We start from the raw sequence: 23,770 nt of genomic DNA on the forward strand, positions 1-23,770 counted from the left end.
ATGCGTGACATCCTCAACGACCTCGAAGCGGGAAAGCATCTGTCCGATCCGGATCCGGTCCGCCGCGCGCAGATCCAGATGAAGACGCACCTGCCGAAGCGCTTCTACAAGGACGTGTCGGTCGCAGCTGTGGAGGACGGTTTTGCCGTCCATCTCGACGGCAAGCCGGTGCGCACGCCGGGCAAGGCGCTGCTGGCGCTGCCGACCGAAAAGGCCGCCGCCCTGGTCGCCAATGAGTTCGCTGCACAGGGCGAGACCATCGACCCGGTCACGATGCCGGTGCTGCGTCTGGTCAACACCGCCATCGACGGCGTCGCCAGCGACCCGCAGGCGGTGCTGGAGGACGTCTTGCGCTTCGCCTCGTCCGATCTGACCTGCTACCGCGCCGACGCGCCACAGGGGCTGGTCGAGCGGCAGAACCAGCATTGGGATCCGGTGATCGACTGGGCGAGAGCGACATTAGGGGCTCGGTTCAATCTCGCCGAGGGCATCATCCATGTCGAGCAGCCGCGCGAGAGCATCGCAGTGCTCGGCGCTCATCTTGCCCAGCGTGCCGAGCCGCTGCGGCTGGCCGCAATCCATGTCATGACTTCGCTGACCGGGTCGGCGCTGCTGGCGCTGGCGGTCGATTACGGCGCGCTCGATGGCGACGCGGCTTGGGCCGCCGGCCATGTCGACGAGGACTGGCAGATCGAGCATTGGGGCCAGGATGCCGAGGCTGTCGCACGCCGCTCGGCCCGCAAACGCGACATGATGGCGGCCGTCGGCCTGCTCGATGCGCTGAAGACCTGATCCTCGGCCTTTTGCCGCACTGCACCTAATACCAAAGTCATAAACCCAAGGTCTGTCTGCCTCCGGCGGTCGCTTTCTGTCATTTTTTACGCTGATGGCTGGTTTGAGTCGCGTTCAAAGGGAACGCCGACGATGACGCCCAGCGTCGAAGGCAGACGATTCACGGGAGGACAGTTCAATGGCATTGGCATCGACCGCCGGCGGAGCCAGCCGCGGCATGACACGAGAGGAGAAGAAGGTCATCTTCGCCTCCTCGCTGGGCGCGGTTTTCGAATGGTATGATTTCTATCTCTACGGAGCGTTGGCCGGCGCGATCGGCTTGACCTTCTTCAACTCGTTTCCCGAAAGCACCCGCTACATCTTCACGCTGCTGGTCTTCGCTGCCGGCTTCATCGTGCGCCCGTTCGGCGCGCTGGTGTTCGGCCGCATCGGCGATCTCGTCGGCCGCAAATACACATTCCTTGTCACCATCATGATCATGGGTCTGTCGACTTTCCTTGTCGGCCTGCTTCCGGGCTCAGAGACACTGGGCATTCTGGCGCCGATCCTGTTGATCGCGCTTCGCATGCTGCAGGGCTTGGCGCTTGGCGGCGAGTACGGCGGCGCCGCGACCTATGTCGCGGAACATGCGCCGGACGACCGTCGCGGCTTCTACACCTCATGGATCCAGACGACGGCGACGCTCGGCCTTTTCCTGTCGCTGATTGTCATCCTGCTGGTGCAGAATTCCGTAAGCAAGGACGCCTTCAACGCCTGGGGATGGCGCATTCCGTTCCTGGTCTCGGCTATCCTGCTCGGCATTTCGGTCTGGATCCGGCTGTCGCTTTCGGAATCGCCGACCTTCCTGCGCATGAAGGAAGAGGGCAAGAGTTCCAAGGCGCCGCTGTCGGAAGCCTTCGGCCAGTGGAAAAACGCCAAGATCGCCATCCTGGCGCTGTTCGGCCTCACCGCCGGTCAGGCCGTGGTATGGTACAATGGCCAGTTCTATGCACTGTTCTTCCTGGCCAATGTGCTCAAGGTCGACGCGCAGTCGGTCAACATCATGATCGCCATTGCGCTGGCACTCGGCACGGGCTTCTTCGTCTTCTTCGGCTGGCTGTCCGACAAGATCGGCCGCAAGCCGATCATCATGGCCGGCCTTGCGCTGGCGGTCGTCACCACCTTTCCGCTGTTCAAGGCGTTGACCTGGGCCGCCAATCCGGCGCTCGCCACCGCGCAGCAGAACACGCGCGCCACGGTGACGGCGGCGCCGGGAGACTGCAACTTCCAGTTCAACCCGACCGGCACGCGCGTGCCGGTCAGTTCGTGCGATATCGCGACCGACTTCCTTGCCAAGAACTCGGTGCCTTACGACATCGTCTCGACGGCGGCGGCGGGGACCCCGGCGAGTGTCATGATTGGCAGCGAAACCGTGGCGTCTTATGATGCCAAGGCCGCGGGCGACAAGAAGGCTGCCAGCGACGCTGCCTTCAAGAAGGGTATCAACCTCGCGCTTCAGGGTGGCGGCTATCCGCTGAAACGTGCTGCCGCCAAGGTTGCCGACCAGAAGCTCGACGCCTTTGTCGCGGCCAATCCTGAACTGAAGCTCGATGCGGCGGCCATCCGCGCCGGCGAGAAGACCGCAGTCCCGACCGAACAGGCGATCAAGGACAAGGTGCTGACCAAGGATGAGGCCGCGGGCGCCACCGAGGTGACCGTTTACAGCGTTCCGGCAGCGGGCGCGTTCGCGATGTTTGCCGACCCCGCACAGGTCAACTGGGCCAAGGTCATCGGCATCCTGTTCATCCTGGTCCTCTACGTGACCATGGTCTACGGGCCGATCGCGGCGATCCTGGTCGAGATGTTCCCGACACGCATCCGCTACAGCGGCATGTCACTGCCCTATCACATCGGCAATGGTTGGTTCGGCGGCCTGCTGCCCGCGATCGTGTTCGCGTTCAGCGCCTACAAGGGCGATATCTACTATGGCCTTTGGTATCCGGTGGTGATCGCGGCGGTGACGCTGATCATCGGCATGATCTTCGTCAGGGATACGCTCGGCACCGACCTGCATACCAAGCAGTAGCCGACGGCCCTGTATCAAACAAAAAACCCGGCGCGAGCGATCGCGCCGGGTTTTTGATTTGTGGGCCTGTTCGATCTATCAGCGCGGAAGACGCCTAGCTCTTGCGAGGCTGTTCGGCGTCCGCAATGGCGGCCTCATGATACCAGGCCTCGCCATGGGCAAGCGGGTGATCGCGCAGCGAAGCAAGCTCTGCCGCAAACTTGGCCTTTACGCCTAAATTTGAGGCAGATGCACGCGATGCCGCCGGGAACATCAGGATTTTGGCCGACGGACGGGCTGAGGTGATTTCCATGGTCGGTCTCCTTTCTTCTGGAGAGGCTCTTCGATTCATCTTTCCATCAAGGTAGGTCCTGCAATCCTTTTAGGCAAGATGCCTAAAGAAAGATCGGCATTTGCCTGTTATTTAAGCAAATTCTGCCTTTGATTGATCCGGGCGCATTGCTTAGGCGGCTTGCCTTCACCGGCGGGATGAAAGGGCATTTTTGCCGCGCCCTGACCAACTGAAGTGGCACACGATTTGCATTTTATCGACAGGCAGCTGGGCTGCTGGATGGCTCGGCGCGCCGGCGTCATCCAGGTTCGGTGATCAAGCAACGAGAGGCTCTAGAATGACGAAATACAAGCTCGAGTATATCTGGCTCGATGGTTACACCCCGGTCCCCAATCTTCGCGGCAAGACCCAGGTCAAGGAGTTCGCCGAGTTCCCGACGCTCGAGCAGCTGCCGCTGTGGGGCTTCGACGGCTCCTCGACGCAGCAGGCCGAAGGCCACAGCTCCGACTGCGTGCTGAAGCCGGTCGCCGTATTCCCGGACCCGGCCCGCAGCAATGGCGTGCTGGTGATGTGCGAAGTGATGATGCCCGATGGCGTGACGCCGCATGCCTCCAACAAGCGCGCCACCATTCTCGATGACGAGGGCGCCTGGTTCGGCTTCGAGCAGGAGTATTTCTTCTACAAGGACGGCCGTCCGCTCGGCTTCCCCGAGAGCGGCTATCCGGCGCCGCAGGGCCCGTACTACACCGGCGTCGGCTATTCGAATGTCGGCCCGATCGCGCGCCAGATCGTCGAGGAGCATCTCGACCTCTGCCTCGCAGCAGGCATCAACCATGAAGGCATCAACGCCGAAGTGGCGAAGGGCCAGTGGGAATTCCAGATTTTCGGCAAGGGCTCCAAGAAGGCCGCCGACCAGATGTGGATGGCCCGCTATCTCTTGCAGCGCCTGACCGAAAAATACGAGATCGACATCGAGTATCACTGCAAGCCGCTCGGCGACACCGACTGGAACGGCTCGGGCATGCACGCCAACTTCTCGACCGCCTATATGCGCGAAGTCGGCGGCAAGGCCTATTTCGAAGCGCTGATGGCTCAATTCGACAAGAACCTGATGGACCACATCGCCGTCTACGGCCCGGACAACGACAAGCGCCTGACCGGCAAGCATGAGACCGCTCCGTGGAACCGCTTCAGCTACGGCATCGCCGACCGAGGCGCCTCGATCCGCGTGCCGCATTCCTTCGTCAACAATGACTACAAGGGCTACCTGGAAGACCGCCGCCCGAATTCGCAAGGCGACCCCTATCAGATCGCTTCGCAGATCCTGAAGACCATCGCGGAGGTTTCGACCAGCGCGCAGGTTTCGGCGGCCGCCTAAGCATCTATAGCGGCGCAGGCTTCGTAAGCCTGCGCCGTAGCCTGCTGCTACCACGTCTACGGTCTGCTATTGGTCAAACAAAAACCCCGGCGTCTGAACTGACGCCGGGGTTTTTCCTTGGCGCTGAGGCTTATCGCTCAGACCGAATAGTACATGTCGTATTCGACTGGATGCGGGGTCATTTCGAAGCGCATCACTTCGGCCATCTTGAGCTCGATGTAGCTGTCGATCTGGTCGTCGTCGAAGACGCCGCCGGCTTTCAGGAAGCCGCGGTCCTTGTCCAAGCTTTGCAGCGCTTCGCGCAGCGAACCGCAGACGGTCGGAATCTTCTTCAGTTCCTTCGGCGGCAGATCGTAAAGATCCTTGTCCATCGGCTGTCCCGGGTGGATCTTGTTCTTGATGCCGTCGAGGCCGGCCATCAGCATGGCGGCGAAAGCGAGGTAGGGGTTCGCGCCTGGATCGGGGAAGCGGACCTCGACGCGCTTGGCTTTCGGGGACGAGCCGAACGGAATGCGGCAGGAGGCCGAACGGTTGCGCGCGGAGTAGGCGAGCAGCACCGGGGCTTCATAGCCAGGCACAAGGCGCTTGTAGGAGTTGGTCAGCGGGTTGGTGAAGGCGTTGATCGCCTTGGCGTGCTTGATGATGCCGCCGATGTAGAACAGGCACGACTCCGACAGGCCGGCATATTCATTGCCGGCGAAGGTCGGCTTGCCGTTCTTCCAGATCGACTGGTGGACGTGCATGCCCGAGCCGTTGTCGCCGAAAATCGGCTTCGGCATGAAGGTGGCCGTCTTGCCATAGGCGTTGGCGACCTGGTGCACGACATATTTGTAGATCAGCATCTTGTCGGCGTTGCGGACCAGCGTGTCGAACTTGATGCCGAGCTCGTGCTGGGCAGCGGCAACCTCGTGATGGTGCTTTTCGACGCGCACGCCCATTTCGGCGAGCACGGTCAGCATTTCGGAGCGCATGTCCTGCGCGCTGTCGATCGGCGGCACAGGGAAGTAGCCGCCCTTGACGCGCGGGCGGTGGCCGAGATTGCCGGTCTCGTAGTCGGTGTCGTCGTTGGACGGCAGTTCGGTCGAGTCCAGCTTGAACCCGGTGTTGTAGGGATCGGCCTTGTACTTGACGTCGTCGAAGACGAAGAACTCGGCTTCGGGGCCGACATAGATGGTGTCGCCGATGCCTTCGGCCTTCATGTAGGCCTCGGCCTTCTTGGCGGTGCCGCGCGGGTCGCGGTTGTAGGATTCGCCGGATACCGGATCGAGAATGTCGCACAGGATGACCATGGTCGACTGGGCGAAGAACGGATCCATGTGGACGGTGTCCGCATCGGGCATCAGCACCATGTCGGACTCGTTGATCGCCTTCCAGCCGGCGATCGAGGAGCCGTCGAACATGACGCCGTCGGCGAACATGTCTTCCTCGACCTCGATGACATCCATCGTCACGTGCTGCAGCTTGCCCTTCGGATCGGTGAAGCGCAGGTCGACGAATTTCACGTCGTTGTCCTTGATCTGCTTCATGATGTCTTTGGCTGTCGTCATGTCGTTTCTTCCCTGTGTGATGACGTTTCGAGGAGACGTTAATCTGAAATCAGAAAGCTCAGACGGCGTCCATCCCCGTTTCGCCGGTACGGATGCGAACGACCTCCTCGATGTTGGAGACGAAGATCTTGCCGTCGCCGATGCGGCCGGTCTGCGCCGCCTTGCGGATGGCTTCGATGGCGCCTTCGACGGCGTCGTTGCCCAGCACCACTTCGATCTTCACCTTGGGCAGGAAGTCGACGACATATTCGGCGCCGCGATAGAGTTCGGTATGGCCTTTCTGGCGGCCAAAGCCCTTAGCCTCGGTGACGGTAATGCCTTGCAGACCGGCCTCCTGAAGCGCTTCCTTCACTTCGTCTAGCTTGAACGGCTTGATGATCGCTTCGATCTTTTTCATGTAAAAAGTGGCCTCCACTGCCAAAAAAACGGGTTGTGCGCCCCGCTTGCGCCTCCATCAAGCACGAACTGTGCCAATTTCAGCCCACGCGAAGCGGTTTCGCGCAATTCCAATGCCGCGCCGCGCCGGGATGCACATTCGCGTCATCCTCTGCTTCGGCTGCGGCAAAGCTGCCCGAAGCCTACACATTGCCGCTTCGGGCGTCTGCACGATAATTAGGCAGATTGCGCATTTTGCAGGCCCGCGCGGATCCGTGCAGTTGGGCGGCCTGGCAGATTTGACCCATCATTCCCGGTGTGGGCATATCCGCGTCAACGACGCAGTGAAAGGTGGACGAATGAAGGGTGTATTTGGGCGCGGGCAGTCTTCACGTGGCTCTGCCGGCTCCGGTAGCGGTTCGACTGGTGGCGGACCACCGCGGGCCGTGGATTTTCCATGGCGCGACAAACCTGACAGCGCCGCCTGCAACTTTGCATTCGGACATTTGCGCGACAATCTTCCGCAGCTTTTGGCGGTGAATGGACGCATCCATGCCGAGACCATCGTTTCGGCTGCGGGAGCGATTGCCGGCTTTGCCGCGCAGTGCGCTCTGCTCAGCGGCCGCACACCCGAGCTAGACATCGTGACGACCAAGGACGGGTCGCGTTTCCTGTTCGGCGAGCCGCTGAACGAGATGCTCTTTGCCCGCGACGACAAGAAGGCTCCGGAGCGGCTCTGGAACCTCGCTGCCGGAACGGCGATCAACAACGGCCTGCCGCCGAATGGTATGCCTTCGCTGGAGGCCATGTTCGCCCATGTCTCGCAGACGCTGGGCGGCCCACTGGAGGGGCTGCCGTCGGTCGGCAGAAATCATCATCCGCATTTCCCGGTCAGGAAATTGCTTGGATTTGCCTGGCCAATGGCGGTGACGTGTCTGACCGGCCGTCTGCCGAATGCGACAATTGTCTATGGCGAGGCCGATGTGACCAATTGGCCGGCCATCACCGCCAATGTGGCGGCGTTGATTCTCGGTCAGGCCAAGGATTTGCTCGACCCGAAGCTCGGTCTCACCATCGTCATGGAATCGGCGATCTACGCCTCAAAGGTCGATCCGGGCCTCGTGTCCGGCCGAGCTCCCGACGCTGCCACGCAAGGCGGATGAACCGAAGGACGTACCAGCGATGGGTTTGCCAGCCGGCGCCAAATTGGAACTGCTGTCGCCGACCGAGATGGCGGATGCCGACCGGTTGGCAATCGCGGCCGGTCCACTGGACGGCCATGGCCTGATGAAGCGCGCCGGCGAAGCGGTCGCGGCGGTGGTGTTGGCGCGCTATCCTTCAGCCACTAGGGTGCATGTGCTGTGCGGCCCCGGCAATAATGGCGGCGACGGCTTTGTCGTGGCGCGGCTGCTGGCGGAGACGGGTGTCGATGTCGCGCTGTGGGCGTCAGGCGAACCGAGGACAGGCAGCGATGCCGCGATCTCCGCGGCCCAATGCCTGCTGGAGCGCAAGCCGCTAGCGGCTTTTGCCGCCGAGCCAGGCTCGTTGATTGTCGATGCTCTCTATGGCGCGGGATTGTCCAAGGACATTTCGGGAGATGCCGCACGCGCGGTGGACAGTGCCGCCCGCCAGTCTGTTGTTGCCGTCGATTTGCCTTCAGGTGTCTCAGGTGACAGCGGCGACATTCTCGGCACGGCATTTCGTGCCGACATCACCGTCACCTTCGCGCGCAAGAAACCGGGGCATCTGCTGTTGCCCGGCCGGGACCGATGCGGCGAGATCGTCGTCGCCGATATCGGCATTGGCGACGACATCATCGCTCAGGTCGCGCCGCGCGCATTCGAAAACAAGCCGGCGTTCTGGCTCGACGCGTTGCCGGTGCCGGCGGTCGATGCACACAAATACAAACGCGGCCATGTCGGCGTCTTCTCCGGCGGATCGTCGGCGACGGGTGCGGCGCGGTTGGCCGCACTTGCCGCTGCAAGAAGCGGGGCAGGGGCCGTGACCGTGCTGTCTCCCGCCAATGCCATGCAGGTGAACGCCACGCATCTGACCGCGATCATGCTGCGCAAGGCCGGCGCTATCGAGGACGTGCAAGACTTTCTCGGCGATCGCCGGTCGTCGAGCTTTGTCCTCGGCCCGGGCTTTGGTGTTGGTGACAAGGCGCGCGATTTCGCCCTCGCCGTGCTCGGCAGAACACGGCAAGAGGGTGGTGTTGAAGGGTTGGTGCTCGATGCCGACGGCATCACGTCTTTCCGCAACGCGGTCTCAACGCTGTTCGAGGCGGCCGGCAGGCCGGATGCGCCAGCATTGGTCATGACGCCGCATGAGGGCGAGTTCGGCCGACTGTTTCCCGACATCGCCGACGACAAAAGTCTGTCCAAGCTCGCCAAGGCTCGCGCGGCTGCGGCGCGCGCCAACGCCACTGTCATCTACAAGGGCGCCGACACCGTCATCGCGGCTTCCGACGGCCGCGCCGCGATCAACGCCAATGGCGCGCCATGGCTGGCCACCGCCGGGTCAGGGGACGTGCTTGCCGGCATGATTGCCGCGCTGCTGGCGCAAGGCATGTTGCCCTTCGAAGCAGCTTGCGCCGCTGTCTGGATCCATGCCGAGGCCGGCAGCCGCTTCGGTGCTGGATTGATCGCGGAGGATCTGCCGCTGGCCCTGGTGCCGGTGCTGCGTGAACTGGTCGATGCACGGCAGAAGGTGGCGATCAGATGAAGCATTTCGCGTTCGTCATCGCGGCCGTCATCGCACTGTTCGCGTCGCATAGCGTGCGCGCCGAACAGCCCGTGACCATCGTCGACGATCCGGCGGTGCTCGCCGCCCTCGATGCCAAGGGTTTTGGCTTCGCCCGCATTTTCGCCGTCGACGGCCCGGGCGATCTGAAGACGCTCTACAGTGAGGCGCCGGCCTATCGTGCCGTTGTCGACATGGTTGCGGCCGATATTGCCACGCTGCGGGCCGAGATAAAGGCCGGCGGGCGCACGCTCTACGAGGTGACCGACGGCAATGTCGGCCGCATCATGGATATGCGCTGGCTGAAGACCGAGGCCGCGCGCTTCCGCCTGGTCGGCGTCGTCAACCGGCTGGACCGGCGTGACTTCACCGCGCTGCAAGGTGACAAGAGCTGTGGCGAGGTGCGCTTTGTCTATCGCCTGGCCTACAGTTTCCGCAAGAACGGCAAGGTTCTGGCATCGCGGCTGCCATTCAATTTCAACGCCGTCTACAGCGTGGCGCCGGATGCCGATGGCGGCTGCGTCGGCGTTGCCGGGCGCTGGACACCGCAGATCGACGAAAACGTTGATGCCGGCTGGCTGGCCGGCGGGCCGCTGGCACCGGAGGAACTGAACTTCAAACAGCTTGAGCTCAATGCGCAGGTGGTGCGTTTTCCCTCGGGACAGGAGACCGAATTCGGCGGGCAGGCGGCCTATCTGATGCGGATCTTCGGCATCGATGGCGCTGCCATCAGCGAGAAGCCGCTGGAGAATACGCCTGACGTTGCGCGGCTCTCGGACAATGCTGCACTCAAGAAAAGGCTCGCCGACTACGTCATCGCCGATGTCGCGGCGGTCGATCTCGGCGTCTACGAAATCCCCGACGAATTCCTGGCGAAGAAAATCATTTCGTGGTCGACCTTCGGCAGCGCGAGACAGGCCAACCATCCGTTCACGCCGCTGTTCCAGCCAGCGGATTTCGCCGGCCTGGACTATGCGGCGCTGAAACTGGTGCGGACACCGGAGGCGCTGGTCGAGCGGCTGGACAATGGCGCCTGCCAGGGCTGCCACCAGGCAGGCTCGACGGCCGGCTTTCACTTCATCGGCCTCGACGACAAAACGACGTCGCCTCTCAACCGGATCGAGGTCGGCATCTCGCCGCATCTCCATGCCGAGATTCCGCGACGTGAGGCCTGGCTGCGCGCGACGGAAGAAGGCAAGGAGCCGAACCGCTACCGGCCGCTGTCCTTCGCGCCGCCGGCGACATGGACCGATGCCGGCGATGTCGGCTACGCCCCGGCCGAGATCGCGATGCCGTGCCTGATGCCGGATGATGCAAAACGCTTCGGCGCGACTTGGCAATGCGGTGGCGGCACCGTCTGCACGCCGCTGGCGACGGCCTCAGGCGTGCGCACCACGCTGGCGCAATGTCTGTTGCCCAAGGACAGTCCAAAGATGTTTTCGGGCCATCCCTGCCTGACCGGGTCGATCTCCAGCAACCCGTCTCAGCCGTTCAACGACCGCTACAAGATCACCGGCCAGTTCGCCGCTTTTGCGCCGACCTTTTCGCGGACCGCCTACACCTGCCGGCCACCGAAAATCGGCGTACCGGCAGGCATCGCTTATCGCGCCTGCGACGACAAGGACCGCAGCTTCGCCGCCTTCAAGACGGGCAAGCCGATGCCATCGGAAATTTGCGGCATGGTCGGCGGCAAGAAATTCGACACCTGCGTCGCCACCAACAATTTCGACCAGTGCCTCGGCGGCGCGGTCAACCGCGGCAACCGTCCCGCATGTTCGGCCGATCATTTCTGCCGCGAGGATTATATGTGCCAGTCGCTGCCGCCGGACACGCCGGGCGCCGACAAGGTAAAAGGCATCGGCTACTGCTCGCCGACCTATTTCATCTTCCAGATGCGCATCGACAACCACGCAACGCCTTGGGCGACCGCGACCAGCGCCCCCAGGGATGCGGGGTTCGGCGCGGCGGAAGAGGAGTGAGCCTGCGAGTTGGGCGACCACCAGTTCAGCGCTGGAGATAGTCTTCCATCCGCGCAGTCCATTTGGTGTCGAATTCCGCAATATGCCGCTGTGCTACGCTCGAGTTCAGCAGCGTCGAGAGCGCGGTCACGGCGATCGGGTCCAGGTCGGGCGGCTCCGTGTAGCCAAGCGCCGCCAGCCGTTGAGCCCATGATGGATGGGTAGACTTTGCGTCATCCGGGCTTGCCCACGCCTTGCGGGCGCAAACATTGAGGCAAATGGGTTCTCGCAGCTGGCCGGCAGCTTCCAGCACGCGCTCGAGCGGCGCTCGCGGCGGACGCAAAGCACCTCGCAATTCATGCTGCAAAGGGTCATAGACCGTCTCCGTGAAATGCACGTCTGCCGTGGCAAGAAGCAACAGCGCGCGTGCGGCGTGCTCGGCGTCGCCGGAGGATGCCGCGTGTCGATCTGCCTTGATCTCCGCTTCGCGCGAAAGCCGGATTTCTTCCCGCTCGAACGGTTGCGCCACCCAGCCGATAGCGGCGTGGAGCAGGCTGCCTGTGATCGTGGTTCCGGGCGGGGCATACTCGAAGACAAATCCGAAACCGTTTTCGAACTCAGCGAGATTGAGGCTGCCATTGGTATCCTTGTTGCGCACATGCGCGTCCTCATGGGCAAGGATCGCGGCAAGCGCTCTTTCATCGGTCACTGCGAGGAGAGGGATGCCAATGGTTAGAAACAGCCGATTGCCGAGAAGGCCGAGAAGCGTGCGCTCTTCGCGCACGCTGGCGTTCAGGTTGCCCTCTAGTATGACAACCGTGCGCGCAGCACGGCGCGGTCCGGCGACGCTCCGCCACAGCGCCCACAGGTCGGGCGCTTCTGCTTCACTGACGCCTTTGATCTTGCTGCGTCGGAAGCCCGCAAACAATGTGCCGAACAGAAATGCCAAGGCCGTGGTGGCGATCGGCATGACGACAAAGCCGCTGGCCATAAACCAGATCGGATGGTTGTCGAGCAGGGACATCCAGACGCAGAAGACGACGAGGGCGGGAACAACGAAAAACAGGACCGTGAACCTGCCAAACCGCCGACCGGCGCTGATGATCAGTCGCGACATTGGATGTTACAACGGGATGTTGTCGTGCTTCTTCCAAGGGTTCTGCATGTCCTTGTTGCGCAGCATGCGCAGTGCCCGGGCAATGCGGCGGCGGGTCGAATGCGGCATGATCACCTCGTCGACATAGCCGCGTTCGGCGGCGACGAAGGGCGACAGGAAACGGTCCTCGTAAGCCTTTGTGTGAGCTGCGATCTTTTCGGCGTCGCCAATATCCTTGCGGTAGATGATCTCGACCGCGCCTCTCGCCCCCATCACCGCGATCTGCGCCGTCGGCCAGGCATAGTTCATATCGCCGCGCAGGTGCTTTGAGGCCATCACGTCATAGGCGCCGCCATAGGCTTTGCGGGTGATGACCGTGATTTTCGGCACGGTCGCCTCGGCGTAGGCAAACAGGAGTTTCGCGCCATGCTTGATCAGGCCGCCATATTCCTGCGCGGTGCCGGGCAGGAAGCCGGGGACGTCGACGAAGGTGACGATGGGAATGGAAAAACAGTCGCAGAAGCGCACGAAGCGCGCCGCCTTGCGGCTTGCGTCGGAATCGAGCACGCCGGCCAGCACCATCGGCTGGTTGGCGACGAAGCCGACGGTACGGCCTTCGACGCGGCCAAAACCGGTGACGATGTTCTTGGCGAAGTTCTGCTGGATCTCGAAGAAATCGCCTTCATCGGCAACTTTGAGGATCAGCTCCTTGATGTCGTAAGGCTTGTTGGCGTTGTCCGGGATCAGCCGGTCGAGCGACAGATCATGGTCGGTGACCGACTGGTAGCACTCGATCTCACTAAGCTCCGACGTATTTGACGCTGGCAAAAGGTCTACCAGCCGGCGCATCTGCAACAGCGCCTCGACGTCATTGTCGTAGGCGCCGTCGGCGATCGAGGATTTCGTCGTGTGGACGGACGCGCCGCCAAGGCTCTCGGCGGTCACCGTCTCGTTGGTGACCGTCTTCACCACATCCGGCCCGGTGACGAACATGTAAGAGGTGTCGCGCACCATGAAGATGAAGTCGGTCATCGCAGGCGAATAGACGTCGCCGCCGGCGCACGGGCCCATGATCACGGAAATCTGAGGAATGACGCCGGATGCGAGCACGTTGCGCTGAAAGATCTCGGCATAGCCGCCTAGCGCCGCCACGCCTTCCTGGATGCGGGCGCCGCCGGCGTCGTAGATGCCGATGATCGGCGCGCGGTTGCGTAGCGCCATCTCCTGCACCTTGATGACCTTTTCGGCATGAGCCTCCGACAGCGAGCCGCCGAAGACGGTAAAATCCTTGGCGAAGAGATAGACCGGACGGCCATTGACGGTTCCCCAGCCGGTGACGACACCATCGCCGGCGATCTTGGTTTTCTCCATGCCGAAGTCGGTCGAGCGATGCTCGACATACATGTCGAACTCCTCGAACGAGCCTTCGTCGAGAAAGACATCGATGCGCTCGCGCGCGGTGAGCTTGCCCTTCTTGTGCTGGGCGTCGATGCGGGCCTGGCCGCCGCCCATGCGGGCGATCTCGCGGCGGCGCTCAAGTTCCTTCAGCACGTCCTTCATCGCTCGGTCCCCAGAAATGGCAGCTGCCTTTGTGGTAATGATGGCTGCAGGCGTGCGCAAGCGCCGCTTTCGCAGTCGATTTTGCTGCGCTGCAACATGTGGCCCCTTGCATTCCGGAGCGAACTCAGCCATATGCAGCCCATAGGCGCTTGGGCCGGAGATTCCGGCCTTCTCGACAAATGAGACTGGTTGCGTCTGTTTTCCCTCTTTCCGGTATATCGGCCTCTCTTTCCGATACATCACGAAGTGGCGAAAGAGCCCCGTGGCATGACGCCTGCGGGCACGACAGCGCAGCCGAGTGGACGTTACCGTCCGCCCGCCTTGTCGTTTCATATCAAATTTTTCGACGGCAGGTTGCGCCCTGCCGCCATCGATGTTTGCGGCCAAGGCCGCGTGAAAGAAGACTATTTTGACCAACGAAAACACCTCAGCCGGTAACGCAATCTCGACCGGCACCACTGCGGACCTTACCGGTTTCGCAGCTCTTGGGGTCACCGGCGCGCTGCTCAAGGCGACGCATGGCGCCGGCTTCACCGAGCCGAAGCCGATCCAGACGCAGGCGATCCCGCCGCAGATCGAAGGCCGTGATATCTTCGGCATCGCCCAGACCGGCTCCGGCAAGACCGCGGCCTTCGCGCTGCCGATCCTGTCGAAGATCATCGCGCTCGGCACCAAGCGCCGGGCCAAGACCACCCGTGCGCTGATCCTGGCGCCGACGCGCGAACTCGCCGTCCAGATCGAGGACACCATCAAGATCCTCGCCAAGGGCGCGCATGTCTCGACCGCTCTCGTGCTTGGCGGCGTCTCGCGCTTCAGCCAGGTGAAGAAGGTTGCGCCCGGCGTCGACATCCTGATCGCCACGCCCGGCCGCCTGACCGACCTGGTGCGCGAGGGCGACCTCATTCTCTCCGACACCAAATGGCTGGTGCTGGACGAGGGTGACCGCATGCTCGACATGGGCTTCATCAACGACGTCAAGCGGATCGCCAAGGCGACCGCGCCCGACCGTCAGACGGTGCTGTTCTCGGCCACCATGCCCAACGAAATCGCCGAGCTGGCGAAGGGCCTGTTGAAGAACCCGATCCGCGTCGAAGTCGCGCCGCAGAGCACCGCGGCCGCCGAGATCGTGCAGGGCGTCGTCTTTGCCCGCACCAAGCAGAAGCGCCAGGTGCTGTCGACGATGCTCGCCGACGAGGCAATGAAGTCCGTCATCATCTTCTCGCGCACCAAGCATGGCGCCGACCGGGTGACCAAGGACCTCGAGCGCGACGGCTTCAAGGCCGCCGTCATCCACGGCAACAAGTCGCAGAACGCCCGCCAGAAGGCGCTCAACGATTTCCGCGAGGGTTCGGTGCGCATTCTCGTCGCGACCGACATCGCGGCGCGCGGCATCGACGTTCCCGGCATCAGCCATGTGGTGAATTTCGACCTGCCGGATGAGGCCGAAAGCTATGTCCACCGCATCGGACGTACCGGCCGTAACGGCATGGACGGCATCGCCATCACGCTTTGCGATCCTTCCGAAAACAGCAAGCTGCGTCAGGTCGAGCGCATCATCCGCAGCAAGCTGCCGATCGTTGCCGACCATCTCGGCAGCCCGGATCCGGTGCGCAATCCGGCCGAAAAGAACGAGCGCTTCGAGCCCGCCAATGATCGCAACGACCGCAATGGCCGTCGCGACGGCAGGCGGCCCGGTGGCCAGAACAACGGCTTCGCCAAGAAGCGTTTTGGTGACAAGCCGGCCTTTGCGGGTGCAAGCGAGCGCAAGCCGGAAGGCGCCAAGGCCTTCAAGGGCAACAACAAGCGCCGCTTCGGCGGCAAGCGGCCCGCTGCGCGGGCTGCCTGATCAGACGAACCGGTCAGGCTCGTCGAGCCTGGCTTGATTGCTGACGATTGAATATGAGGACGGCCGGGGCAATGCTTCGGCCGTCCTTTTCGTTTAGGGCTGCCCGGTAATTGCCTTCACCCACACGACGATCCGCTGCGCCAGGAAAGCCGTGGTCGGGGGCGACAGCGCGTCGCCGGCAATGACGTGGTCGTCGGGATCGCCATTGTCGTCGACGGGCACCAGTTCATGCGGTGCGCCCCAGCGGCCGGCGATTTCGCGGGTGCGATCCTGGCGCACCACCTTGTCGGAATCCGAGAAGATGAACAGCGCCGGTATGGTTGCCTTCTCCACAGGCGCTGCGTAGGCAAGGTTGGTCAGCGCCGCCATCGGTAGCACGGCTGCCATTGGATATGTGTGCGTCCAGAGTTTCTCGTGCAGCGCATTGCGGGTCGGAAAGCTGCGCTCCTTGCCGCCGACGAACTCGGCGATCTGCCTGCCCCAGGGCATGGTCAGCAGCTCGGCGCCTGCAGCCCTGACGCCGAAATTCGGCGAGATGAATGCGATTGCAGCGACGCCGTCCGATGCGCCAGGCTCAGTCGCCGCCCATGCCGCCAGCGATCCACCGGTCGAGGTGCCGATGACGATCACCTTGTCGCCGATGGCCCGGCCGATGGCGAGCGCCTCCTCATAGTCGTTGATCCAGGCATTGACGCTGCCTTGCGCCATAGCGGCGCCGTCCTGACCATGACCGGTGAGGCGGGTGTAGAAAAGGTTGGCGTCGAGTTGGTCGGCGACCTCGTCGGCCAGCGGGCGAACCTCGCCCTTCGATGCCGAAAAGCCATGGATATAGACGATCGCCAATGGCGTCCTGGCGTGAACCATCGGATCGGCCCAGATGATTTCTTTCTCGAGCGCGTCGCGGACGTTGGGCACGGCAGCCTCTTCGCGCGCGACATACGCTTGCGGATCGTCGCCGATCACCTTGGGGTCGAATCTGATGGTTGTGTCGACGGGAACGCGCGGACCAAGCAGGAAGGCCAGGACAAGGATGATGACGACGCCCAGCACCGCAAGCACGATCCGCCGCCCCATCTCAGACTCCACGACAATTCCAAAGCCTATGGCGGCCGGTGCAGTCAGGCAACAGCCGGGCTGTGGACAGCTATTCGTTCGGCGGCTTGCGGTCGAAATTCAGCGGCCGCCCTGTCCAGCGGGTCGCCGTGCTGATGAACCACCGGCAGACTGGCCTTGGCAGCAGTGCCAGCAGCTTCAGCCCCCAGCTCAGCCGGTGAGGGAAGGTGACCTCGAAGCCGCCATGCTCGATGCCGCGCAGCATGCGGCGCGACGCGCGGTTGACCGGCATCAGTCCCGGCATCGGCAGCATGTTCTTTTCGGTCAGCGGGGTGTCGATGAAGCCCGGATTCATCACCTGGATCCGGACATTCATCTTGTCGAAATCGTATTTCAGCGACTCGGCCAGGATGTTGATCGCCGCCTTCGAGCCGCCATAGGCCGCCGTGGTCGGCCAGCCGAAATAGGCGGTAACCGATCCGACAAGCACGATATGGCCGCGCGCACGGATGCGCATGCGCTCCATCAGCGGGACGAGGCCATTGATGATACCGAAATAGTTGACCTCGAAGGTCTGGCGAAAGTCGCGGACCCTGAGGTCTTCGCCGGGCGTGGCGATGTAGTTGCCGGCGTTGAAGACGGCGAGCACGATCGGCCCGAGCTCCTTTTCAATCGCCGCCACCGTGCTTGCCATGCGCGGCTCATCGATGACGTCGCAAGGGTAGGCCACGACACGTCCCGGCATCTGCGCCGTCTCGACGATGAGCGCGTCGAGTGGGTCGCCGTCGAGTGCGGTGACCGCGACGACAAAGCCCTTTGCCGCGAGGTCCTTGGCCAGCGCACGGCCGATGCCGCTGCTGCCGCCGGTTATCCAGGCGACGCCGTGCTTCGGGTTGGCCCGGTAAAGTGTCATTCTGCGCCCTGCCGATCTGTCATTAGTGCTCTAGCGGTGAAAAAATCGAATGAAAAGAGCGCTTTTCCGTACTGGTTGAAATGATCGTCATCGCGCGATGTCCGGCCGCGGGAGATTGCAGTGCCCGAAATGCGCCCAGAGTCGGATGATGGCAGATCGAACAGACCTGCCATCATCCGACTCTGAATCAAGGGAATAGAGCATGATGTCGGCCGAAAACCGCTCACACTTTTCGGCATCATGCTCTGGACCAGGCGAATTCTTGCCTTGAAACGCAAGCTTCGGGTTTCTAGGGTCTCGCCGCAGCTACATAAGGAATCCCGGATGCCCCGTTCTGTGATCGAAGCGATCGGCAACACGCCCCTGATCCGCCTCAACAAGGCCTCGGAGCAGACCGGCTGCGAGATCCTGGGCAAGGCCGAGTTCATGAACCCCGGCCAGTCGGTCAAGGATCGCGCCGGCCTGTTCATCATCCGCGACGCCGAACAGCGCGGGCTGTTGAAGCCGGGCGGGGTCATCGTCGAAGGCACGGCAGGCAATACCGGCATTGGCCTGACGCTGGTTGCCAAGGCGCTGGGCTATCGCACAGTGATCGTTATTCCCGACACCCAGAGCCAGGAAAAGAAGGACACGATCAAGCTGCTTGGTGCCGAGCTGATCGAAGTGCCGGCGGTGCCTTACAAGAACCCCAACAATTACGTGAAACTGTCGGGGCGGTTGGCCGAGCAGATGGCGAGGTCGGAGCCGAACGGCGCGATCTGGGCCAACCAGTTCGACAACGTTGCCAATCGCGACGGCCATATCCGCACCACGGCGGAAGAAATCTGGATGCAGACCGGCGGCAAGGTCGACGGTTTCGTCTCGGCGGTGGGTTCGGGCGGAACGCTGGCCGGCGTCGCCTTCGGGCTGAAGGCCAAGAGCAGCAACGTCAAGATCGCGCTCGCCGATCCGCTGGGTGCGGCGCTCTATTCCTTCTACACCAGTGGCGAATTGAAGTCCGACGGCAGCTCGATCACCGAAGGGATAGGGCAGGGGCGCATCACGGCAAATCTCGATGGGTTCACGCCGGACTTCTCGTTCCAGGTGCCGGACGAAGAGGCGCTGCCGATCGTCTTCGATATGATCCAGGAAGAAGGCCTGTGCGTCGGCGGTTCGACCGGCATCAACATTGCCGGCGCGATCCGGCTGGCGCGCGAGCTTGGCCCCGGCCACACCATCGTGACCATCCTTGCCGACTATGGCACGCGCTACCAGTCGAAGCTGTTCAACCCGGAATTCCTGCGTGAGAAGAACCTGCCGGTGCCGGGCTGGATGGATGAGCGCAGCACAATTTCGGTGCCGTATGAGAAGGTCGCCTGATGGCGCACAGAACAGAAGCGCTGTTTCGCGACGACGCCTATCTCAGAGAGGCTGACGCCACCGTTGTCGCCATCAACGAGCGCGGCGGCATCATTCTCGACCGGACCATCTTCTATGCCACATCGGGCGGCCAGCCTGGCGATACCGGCACATTAGAGCGCGCGGACGGCAGCCGCATCGCCATTGCCGCCACCATCACCGGCGAGACCAAGGACGAGATCATCCATGTGCCGGCGCCGGAGCAGCCGGCACCCGAGGTGGGCGAGCGGGTGAAACTCGCCATCGACTGGGAGCGGCGGCATCTCCTGATGCGCATGCACGCAGCTTGCCATTTGCTCACCGTCGTCTGTCCGTTTCCGATTACCGGTGCTGCGGTTTCCGAAGATGACAGCCGCGTCGACTTCGACGCTCCCGATGCCGGCTTCACCAGGGAAGACGTCACCGCCGGGCTGATGGAGCTGGTGCGGGCCGATCATCCGATCTTCGTCAGGCTGATCACCGACGAGGAACTGGCAGCCAATCCTGGCCTGGTGAAATCCAAGACTGTCCGGCCGCCCGCCGGCACCGGCAAGATCCGCCTGGTCTGCATCGGCGACAACGCTTCGATCGACAGCCAGCCCTGCGGCGGCACCCATGTCAAAAGCACCGGCGAAGTCGGTGAAATCCATATCGGCAAGATCGAGAAGAAGGGCCGCGAAAACCGGCGTTTTCGCATTCGCTTCGGACCAATGCCGGTAGCTTGAACGAACCATGATCCCGAAAAGTGGAAGCGGGTTTTCGGGGAAGATCATGGTCAACAGGAAGCAATGCTTCGCCAAGGCGGAGCAGGAGAAGAACAATGGCCGATGACAGCCCTTTCACCGTCGATGCGGACTGGTTGCAGAGCCGTCTTGGCGAGCCCGGCCTGACGATCGTCGATGCATCCTGGTATCTGCCGGCGCAGAAGCGCGATGCGCGCGCCGAGTATGAGGCTGCGCATATTCCGGGTGCGCGATTCTTCGATCATGATGCGGCCTCCGATCCTGATGCCAAGCTGCCGCACACGCTGCCCTCGCCACAGCATTTCGCGCAATATGTAGGCGCCATGGGAATTTCGGCCGACGACACCATTGTCGTCTATGACGGTCCGGGTTTCTTCTCGGCGCCGCGCGCCTGGTGGATGTTCCGCGTCATGGGCGTGTTCCAGGTCTATGTGCTCGACGGCGGCTTCGACCGCTGGAAGGCGGCGGGCCGGCCGGTGACGGCGGAGCCGACCAAGATCGCGCCGAATGTGTTTCATGCCGATTTCGATGCCGCTCGCGTCGCCAGCCTTGCCGACATGCGCCGCATCGTCGAGACTGGCGAGAGCCAGATTGCGGACGCCCGAGGCGCGGGCCGCTTCACCGGCGCCGAGCCAGAGCCCCGCGCGGGTGTTCGCTCCGGCCACATGCCCGGCGCGCACAATTTGCCTTATTCGGCGCTGTCACAGGATGGCGCGCTGTTGTCGAAGGACCAGTTGCGCAAGGCCGTTGAGGATGCCGGTATCGATCTGTCGAAACCGGTCGTCACCTCTTGCGGTTCCGGCATCACGGCGGCTGTCGTCACTCTGGCGCTGGAGACGCTCGGCCACACCGACAACCGGCTCTACGACGGCTCATGGACGGAATGGGGCGGGCTGGCAGACACGCCCGTGGTGACGGGCAAGGAATGATGGCGATGGAAAATGGCGCGCTGGACGACATCGAGGTCACGGTCACGTTTCTGGAAATGCATGTGCCGCCGGCCTATTCGCCGCCCTTGCCCTACAACAGGCAGATCGCGCTGCTCAGGACCAAGGACATTCCGCTGCATTTCTATCGCTATCTGATGGATCGGGTCGGGCGCAAATGGCATTGGGTCAATGTGCTGAGGCTGGACGATGACGAGCTTGCCGCCGGGATCCACCGCGAGGACCGCGACATCAGGGTGCTTTATCTCGACGGCGCGCCGGCCGGTTTCTTCGACCTCAAGCCGCATTTGCCAGAGGAAGTCGAGCTCGCCTATTTCGGCATGATGGAACATGCGACCGGGCAAGGCATCGGCCGTTGGTTCCTCGGTGCGGCGATTGCCGCAGCATGGTCGTATGGGCCGAAACGGGTAACGGTGCAGACCTGCACGCTCGACCATCCGGCTGCCTTGCCGCTCTACCAGAAGCTCGGTTTTGCGCCGGTGGCGCAAAAGAAGGAGACCGTGCATCCGCTGTCGTTCGCCGAGCGCTCGGCCAGCGTCATGCGGCCGTGACTTTCTCCGACTGAAGGCCGAACCGACCGTTCATGGCGAGGAATTCCTGCTCGTGCGGACCCAGGACGAGAACTGGCGCAGGCGCCGGGTGATGCTGCGCCGCTTCGACGATTTCATCCGCTGAGCCGGCGCGGGACCTGCCCAATGCCGAAGCAGTCCGGCCTGAGACTGGCCGGGCTGCTGACAGTTGACAGGAATCGGGTGGGAAGCACCTCGGCGGGGGCATAATTTCCGGTCAACCACACCGGAGATTTAGCCATGACCGTCCAGTTCAAAGCCTTGCCGACAGAAGATGTGAGAGCGCTGCAGCGCGGCGGGCCGGACGCCTACGGGCAAACGCCGGAGCGGAAGGTTTCAGATGGCGACGGGGTGCCGTGCCGGCATTGCCTGAGAAACGTCGCCGAAGGCGATGGCTATCTGATCATGGCCTATCGGCCGTTTCCGGCGTTGCAGCCTTACGCCGAGACAGGACCGATCTTCCTGCATGCGCAGGAATGCGAACGCGCAGCCGAGACAGAAGCGCTTCCAGAGATGCTTGAGAGCAGCGACTATATCGTGCGCGGCTATGGTGCGGATGACCGCATCGTCTATGGCAGCGGCGGCGTCATTCCGACTGGCGGCATTGCGGCGCGGGCAGAGACGCTGTTTGAGCGCGCTGACATCGCCTATGTCCACGTCCGCTCGGCGCGCAACAATTGTTATCAGTGCCGCATCGAGCGTTTCTGACAAAAAGATGCCCGCCGGTGGTCTGGCGGGCAGTTGGGAACCGTGTGACGGCTCGATCCGTCAAGTTGGCATCCCTGTCTGCGCATGCTTTTCGAATTGCGGATGTGAAGCACTTCACACAGCATCGCGATCCTCGCCGGCATGGCGACGCACGCCGATGGCGGTTGGGACTTGTCGTACTCCCGTCGCATTCTCTCGGTAAAAGACCAGCGTCGATGGATTGCCGACCGCGGATGAACCGGCGGGGATCTCGATGACCGAGGAAGCGGGGCTTTGGCTCCGCTTTTTTGATGTCCGCCAGCCTGTTCAATTCCGGCGCCAGGAATTTTGCGCAAAGAAAAAGCCCGCCGGAATTGACCGACGGGCCTTCGCCGTGTGTGTGTGCGGCGTTTAGTTGAATTTATACTTCGCGCCGACGCGAACGGTCTGGAAGGAAGGCTCGTCGGTGAGGAAGCCGCCCGAGCCGAAATCTTCTTTCTCATACTGCGAATAGCGGTATTCGAGACCAAGCGTCATGTTGCTGGAAACGGCCGTTTCCAGGCCGCCACCGACCGAGAAGCCGCTCGATCCCCAGTCGACGATGTCGCCAACGGGCGAGGAGGCATGCAGGTCGAAATGCTGCCAGCTGTAACCGCCGAGGACATAGGCCAGCGTCGATTCGTTGACCTTGGCGCCGATGCGGGCCAGGGCATCGAAGCCATAGTCGGCATCGCCCTTGATCGACCCACCCGGAATGTCCAGCTTCGAGCGTATGCCGGAATAGCGGGCGTCGACCAGAACGCCGGCGACCCAGCCGCCGAAATCATGGTCGTAACCGATGCTCGCCTCGCCGAACACGCCTTCGCCGCCGATGCCATCCAATTCGAGGGCGCTGGCGAGCGTCAGGTCATGCACCACGGTGCCGGCGCCAAGCGCGCCGCCGACATAGAAGCCGGTCCAGTTGTAGGTCGGAGCAGCAAACGAGGCACCGCCGCCATTCTGGGCGCCGAAGCGGTAATTGGCCGCGATGTGGAAGGTGTGGCTGGACGGCTCGACATCCAGAGAGGTTCCCGGGCCGCCGATAATGCCGAGGTCAGCCACCGAGTCGTCGCCATAGTTGGCGTAGCGGTACTCGGTCTTGATCGTCCAGTTGCCGCGCAGCACGGTTTCCATACCAACGCCGACGACATAGCCGCCACGGTTCTCCGTGAAATCAAGACCGTCGGCAAAGCCCGAACCCTCGAGCTTGAAATGGTTCCAAGTGTAGCCGCCGAGCACATAGCCGAGCGTACTGGGGTTCAAGAGATAGCCGGCGCGCAAGCCGACGTCGAAGCCATAAGCGTTCGTCAGGTCGATATCAGCGCCCGGAAGGCTGATCGACGGACCGATATTCCCGATGTTGGCGTCGATGAAGCCGCCGAGCAGGAAGCGTTCAGAGACCATGTAGTCGTAGCCGGCGGTCACTTCGCCAAACACGCCGTTGCCGCCGATGCCATTGAAGTCGAGAAACGGGTCGACGCTGATGCGGTGCACGGTGGCGCCGAAGCCGCCGCCGATGCCGACATAGGCGCCGCTCCAGTTGAAACCGGCAGGTTCTTCCACCGGCTGCACAACGTCGGCGGCATGCGCTACCGATATCAAAGCCATTGCCGAAACGGCGCCGAGAAGAACGGATTTAGCAGAAATAAACATTTTAGCCCCTTAGCATAGAACAAACCCGTCCGTGTTCTAACAGGATGCTCGTTAATATTGGAATGACAAAAATGTCACATCGACAGGCAAAAGCGCTGTCGAGAGGGGCTGCACCTTGCCCTGGAGCGGGCGTTTTGCGGTCTTGTAGCCAAGAAAAAC

The 23,770-nt window shown here is 62.6% G+C and carries 20 protein-coding genes; 12 read left to right on the forward strand and 8 right to left on the reverse strand.

All coding sequences use genetic code 11. The features are described from left to right. Both NKH22_RS02675 and NKH22_RS02680 read left to right on the forward strand, forming a co-directional pair. Window positions 1–792 (forward strand): ATP12 family chaperone protein, encoded by a 792-nt coding sequence (locus NKH22_RS02675; protein ID WP_023738898.1) that lies wholly within the window; start codon window positions 1–3, stop codon window positions 790–792. Window positions 793–970: 178 nt separating this feature from the next. Then, window positions 971–2,857, forward strand: a complete 1,887-nt coding sequence (locus NKH22_RS02680) for an MFS transporter (protein WP_023682590.1) — start codon at window positions 971–973, stop codon at window positions 2,855–2,857. Window positions 2,858–2,951: 94 nt separating this feature from the next. Here the strand turns inward: NKH22_RS02680 and NKH22_RS02685 are convergent, their stop codons facing one another. Next, a complete protein-coding gene (locus tag NKH22_RS02685) occupies window positions 2,952–3,149 on the reverse strand; it encodes a DUF2735 domain-containing protein (protein ID WP_023734053.1) in 198 nt (65 codons plus the stop codon). A gap of 316 nt (window positions 3,150–3,465) precedes the next feature. Between NKH22_RS02685 and NKH22_RS02690 the strand changes: the two genes are divergently transcribed. Further along, complete coding sequence (locus tag NKH22_RS02690) at window positions 3,466–4,506, forward strand: glutamine synthetase beta-grasp domain-containing protein (protein ID WP_023821359.1); 1,041 nt, start codon at window positions 3,466–3,468, stop codon at window positions 4,504–4,506. A gap of 137 nt (window positions 4,507–4,643) precedes the next feature. Here the strand turns inward: NKH22_RS02690 and glnA are convergent, their stop codons facing one another. Together glnA and NKH22_RS02700 are read right to left on the reverse strand one after the other, a co-directional pair. Further along, entirely contained in the window at window positions 4,644–6,053 is a 1,410-nt protein-coding gene (gene glnA / locus NKH22_RS02695; protein WP_023672775.1) for a type I glutamate--ammonia ligase, read from the reverse strand. Between the two features lie 58 nt (window positions 6,054–6,111). Next, window positions 6,112–6,450, reverse strand: a complete 339-nt coding sequence (locus NKH22_RS02700) for a P-II family nitrogen regulator (protein ID WP_023821357.1) — start codon at window positions 6,448–6,450, stop codon at window positions 6,112–6,114. 484 nt (window positions 6,451–6,934) lie between these two features. On the opposite strand from NKH22_RS02700, the gene NKH22_RS02705 reads away from it, so the two are divergent. Genes NKH22_RS02705 through NKH22_RS02715 form a run of 3 tightly spaced genes read left to right on the forward strand, consistent with a single transcriptional unit; the run spans window position 6,935 to window position 11,149 of the window. Beyond that, window positions 6,935–7,591: a hypothetical protein gene (locus NKH22_RS02705; RefSeq protein ID WP_155921587.1), complete on the forward strand. Its 657-nt coding sequence runs from the start codon at window positions 6,935–6,937 to the stop codon at window positions 7,589–7,591. 19 nt (window positions 7,592–7,610) lie between these two features. Further along, window positions 7,611–9,152, forward strand: a complete 1,542-nt coding sequence (locus NKH22_RS02710) for an NAD(P)H-hydrate dehydratase (RefSeq protein ID WP_352908898.1) — start codon at window positions 7,611–7,613, stop codon at window positions 9,150–9,152. Then, window positions 9,149–11,149: a hypothetical protein gene (locus NKH22_RS02715; protein ID WP_023821355.1), complete on the forward strand. Its 2,001-nt coding sequence runs from the start codon at window positions 9,149–9,151 to the stop codon at window positions 11,147–11,149. Before NKH22_RS02710 ends, NKH22_RS02715 begins: the two co-directional genes overlap by 4 nt. 25 nt (window positions 11,150–11,174) lie before the next feature. On the opposite strand, the gene NKH22_RS02720 is transcribed toward NKH22_RS02715, so the two are convergent. Further along, entirely contained in the window at window positions 11,175–12,245 is a 1,071-nt protein-coding gene (locus tag NKH22_RS02720; protein WP_023821354.1) for a M48 family metallopeptidase, read from the reverse strand. A gap of 6 nt (window positions 12,246–12,251) precedes the next feature. After that, entirely contained in the window at window positions 12,252–13,784 is a 1,533-nt protein-coding gene (locus NKH22_RS02725; protein ID WP_352908899.1) for an acyl-CoA carboxylase subunit beta, read from the reverse strand. A 409-nt stretch (window positions 13,785–14,193) separates the two neighbouring features. Here NKH22_RS02725 and NKH22_RS02730 point away from each other — a divergent pair, with 409 nt between their 5' ends. Then, entirely contained in the window at window positions 14,194–15,630 is a 1,437-nt protein-coding gene (locus NKH22_RS02730) for a DEAD/DEAH box helicase (protein WP_502908560.1), read from the forward strand. Between the two features lie 93 nt (window positions 15,631–15,723). Here NKH22_RS02730 and NKH22_RS02735 read toward each other — a convergent pair whose 3' ends face one another. Together NKH22_RS02735 and NKH22_RS02740 are read right to left on the reverse strand one after the other, a co-directional pair. Beyond that, window positions 15,724–16,704, reverse strand: a complete 981-nt coding sequence (locus NKH22_RS02735) for an alpha/beta hydrolase (protein ID WP_352908900.1) — start codon at window positions 16,702–16,704, stop codon at window positions 15,724–15,726. A gap of 70 nt (window positions 16,705–16,774) precedes the next feature. After that, the gene (locus tag NKH22_RS02740) at window positions 16,775–17,596 is read right to left on the reverse strand and encodes an SDR family oxidoreductase (RefSeq protein ID WP_023736675.1); all 822 of its coding nucleotides are present in this window, start codon (window positions 17,594–17,596) and stop codon (window positions 16,775–16,777) included. A 324-nt stretch (window positions 17,597–17,920) separates the two neighbouring features. Here NKH22_RS02740 and NKH22_RS02745 point away from each other — a divergent pair, with 324 nt between their 5' ends. From NKH22_RS02745 to NKH22_RS02770, 5 genes are all read left to right on the forward strand, one after another. Beyond that, window positions 17,921–18,955, forward strand: coding sequence for a cysteine synthase A (locus tag NKH22_RS02745; RefSeq protein ID WP_352908902.1), 1,035 nt, complete (start codon window positions 17,921–17,923; stop codon window positions 18,953–18,955). Next, the gene (locus tag NKH22_RS02750) at window positions 18,955–19,698 is read left to right on the forward strand and encodes an alanyl-tRNA editing protein (RefSeq protein WP_023691265.1); all 744 of its coding nucleotides are present in this window, start codon (window positions 18,955–18,957) and stop codon (window positions 19,696–19,698) included. Before NKH22_RS02745 ends, NKH22_RS02750 begins: the two co-directional genes overlap by 1 nt. 95 nt (window positions 19,699–19,793) lie before the next feature. Beyond that, window positions 19,794–20,645, forward strand: a complete 852-nt coding sequence (gene sseA / locus NKH22_RS02755) for a 3-mercaptopyruvate sulfurtransferase (RefSeq protein WP_023691267.1) — start codon at window positions 19,794–19,796, stop codon at window positions 20,643–20,645. Window positions 20,646–20,650: 5 nt separating this feature from the next. Then, window positions 20,651–21,214: a GNAT family N-acetyltransferase gene (locus NKH22_RS02760; RefSeq protein ID WP_023682574.1), complete on the forward strand. Its 564-nt coding sequence runs from the start codon at window positions 20,651–20,653 to the stop codon at window positions 21,212–21,214. Window positions 21,215–21,472: 258 nt separating this feature from the next. Continuing rightward, window positions 21,473–21,940 carry a DUF1203 domain-containing protein gene (locus NKH22_RS02770; RefSeq protein WP_023736671.1) on the forward strand — a complete coding sequence of 156 codons (468 nt, stop codon included), beginning with the start codon at window positions 21,473–21,475 and terminating at the stop codon, window positions 21,938–21,940. A 390-nt stretch (window positions 21,941–22,330) separates the two neighbouring features. Here NKH22_RS02770 and NKH22_RS02775 read toward each other — a convergent pair whose 3' ends face one another. Next, a complete protein-coding gene (locus tag NKH22_RS02775) occupies window positions 22,331–23,611 on the reverse strand; it encodes an outer membrane protein (RefSeq protein WP_031195686.1) in 1,281 nt (426 codons plus the stop codon). Window positions 23,612–23,770 lie beyond the last annotated feature (159 nt).

This window comes from Mesorhizobium sp. M1252, from assembly GCF_040318265.1.
Classification (GTDB): domain Bacteria; phylum Pseudomonadota; class Alphaproteobacteria; order Rhizobiales; family Rhizobiaceae; genus Mesorhizobium.

Excerpts from the sequence above, each read along its gene's own strand:
- NKH22_RS02675 (WP_023738898.1), top strand. The coding sequence starts at position 1 with ATGCGTGACATCCTCAACGACCTCGAAGCGGGAAAGCATCTGTCCGAT.
- NKH22_RS02680 (WP_023682590.1), top strand. The coding sequence starts at position 971 with ATGGCATTGGCATCGACCGCCGGCGGAGCCAGCCGCGGCATGACACGA.
- NKH22_RS02685 (WP_023734053.1), bottom strand. The coding sequence starts at position 3,149 with ATGGAAATCACCTCAGCCCGTCCGTCGGCCAAAATCCTGATGTTCCCG.
- NKH22_RS02690 (WP_023821359.1), top strand. The coding sequence starts at position 3,466 with ATGACGAAATACAAGCTCGAGTATATCTGGCTCGATGGTTACACCCCG.
- glnA (WP_023672775.1), bottom strand. The coding sequence starts at position 6,053 with ATGACGACAGCCAAAGACATCATGAAGCAGATCAAGGACAACGACGTG.
- NKH22_RS02700 (WP_023821357.1), bottom strand. The coding sequence starts at position 6,450 with ATGAAAAAGATCGAAGCGATCATCAAGCCGTTCAAGCTAGACGAAGTG.
- NKH22_RS02710 (WP_352908898.1), top strand. The coding sequence starts at position 7,611 with ATGGGTTTGCCAGCCGGCGCCAAATTGGAACTGCTGTCGCCGACCGAG.
- NKH22_RS02715 (WP_023821355.1), top strand. The coding sequence starts at position 9,149 with ATGAAGCATTTCGCGTTCGTCATCGCGGCCGTCATCGCACTGTTCGCG.
- NKH22_RS02720 (WP_023821354.1), bottom strand. The coding sequence starts at position 12,245 with ATGTCGCGACTGATCATCAGCGCCGGTCGGCGGTTTGGCAGGTTCACG.
- NKH22_RS02725 (WP_352908899.1), bottom strand. The coding sequence starts at position 13,784 with ATGAAGGACGTGCTGAAGGAACTTGAGCGCCGCCGCGAGATCGCCCGC.
- NKH22_RS02735 (WP_352908900.1), bottom strand. The coding sequence starts at position 16,704 with ATGGGGCGGCGGATCGTGCTTGCGGTGCTGGGCGTCGTCATCATCCTT.
- NKH22_RS02740 (WP_023736675.1), bottom strand. The coding sequence starts at position 17,596 with ATGACACTTTACCGGGCCAACCCGAAGCACGGCGTCGCCTGGATAACC.
- NKH22_RS02745 (WP_352908902.1), top strand. The coding sequence starts at position 17,921 with ATGCCCCGTTCTGTGATCGAAGCGATCGGCAACACGCCCCTGATCCGC.
- NKH22_RS02750 (WP_023691265.1), top strand. The coding sequence starts at position 18,955 with ATGGCGCACAGAACAGAAGCGCTGTTTCGCGACGACGCCTATCTCAGA.
- sseA (WP_023691267.1), top strand. The coding sequence starts at position 19,794 with ATGGCCGATGACAGCCCTTTCACCGTCGATGCGGACTGGTTGCAGAGC.
- NKH22_RS02760 (WP_023682574.1), top strand. The coding sequence starts at position 20,651 with ATGGAAAATGGCGCGCTGGACGACATCGAGGTCACGGTCACGTTTCTG.
- NKH22_RS02770 (WP_023736671.1), top strand. The coding sequence starts at position 21,473 with ATGACCGTCCAGTTCAAAGCCTTGCCGACAGAAGATGTGAGAGCGCTG.
- NKH22_RS02775 (WP_031195686.1), bottom strand. The coding sequence starts at position 23,611 with ATGTTTATTTCTGCTAAATCCGTTCTTCTCGGCGCCGTTTCGGCAATG.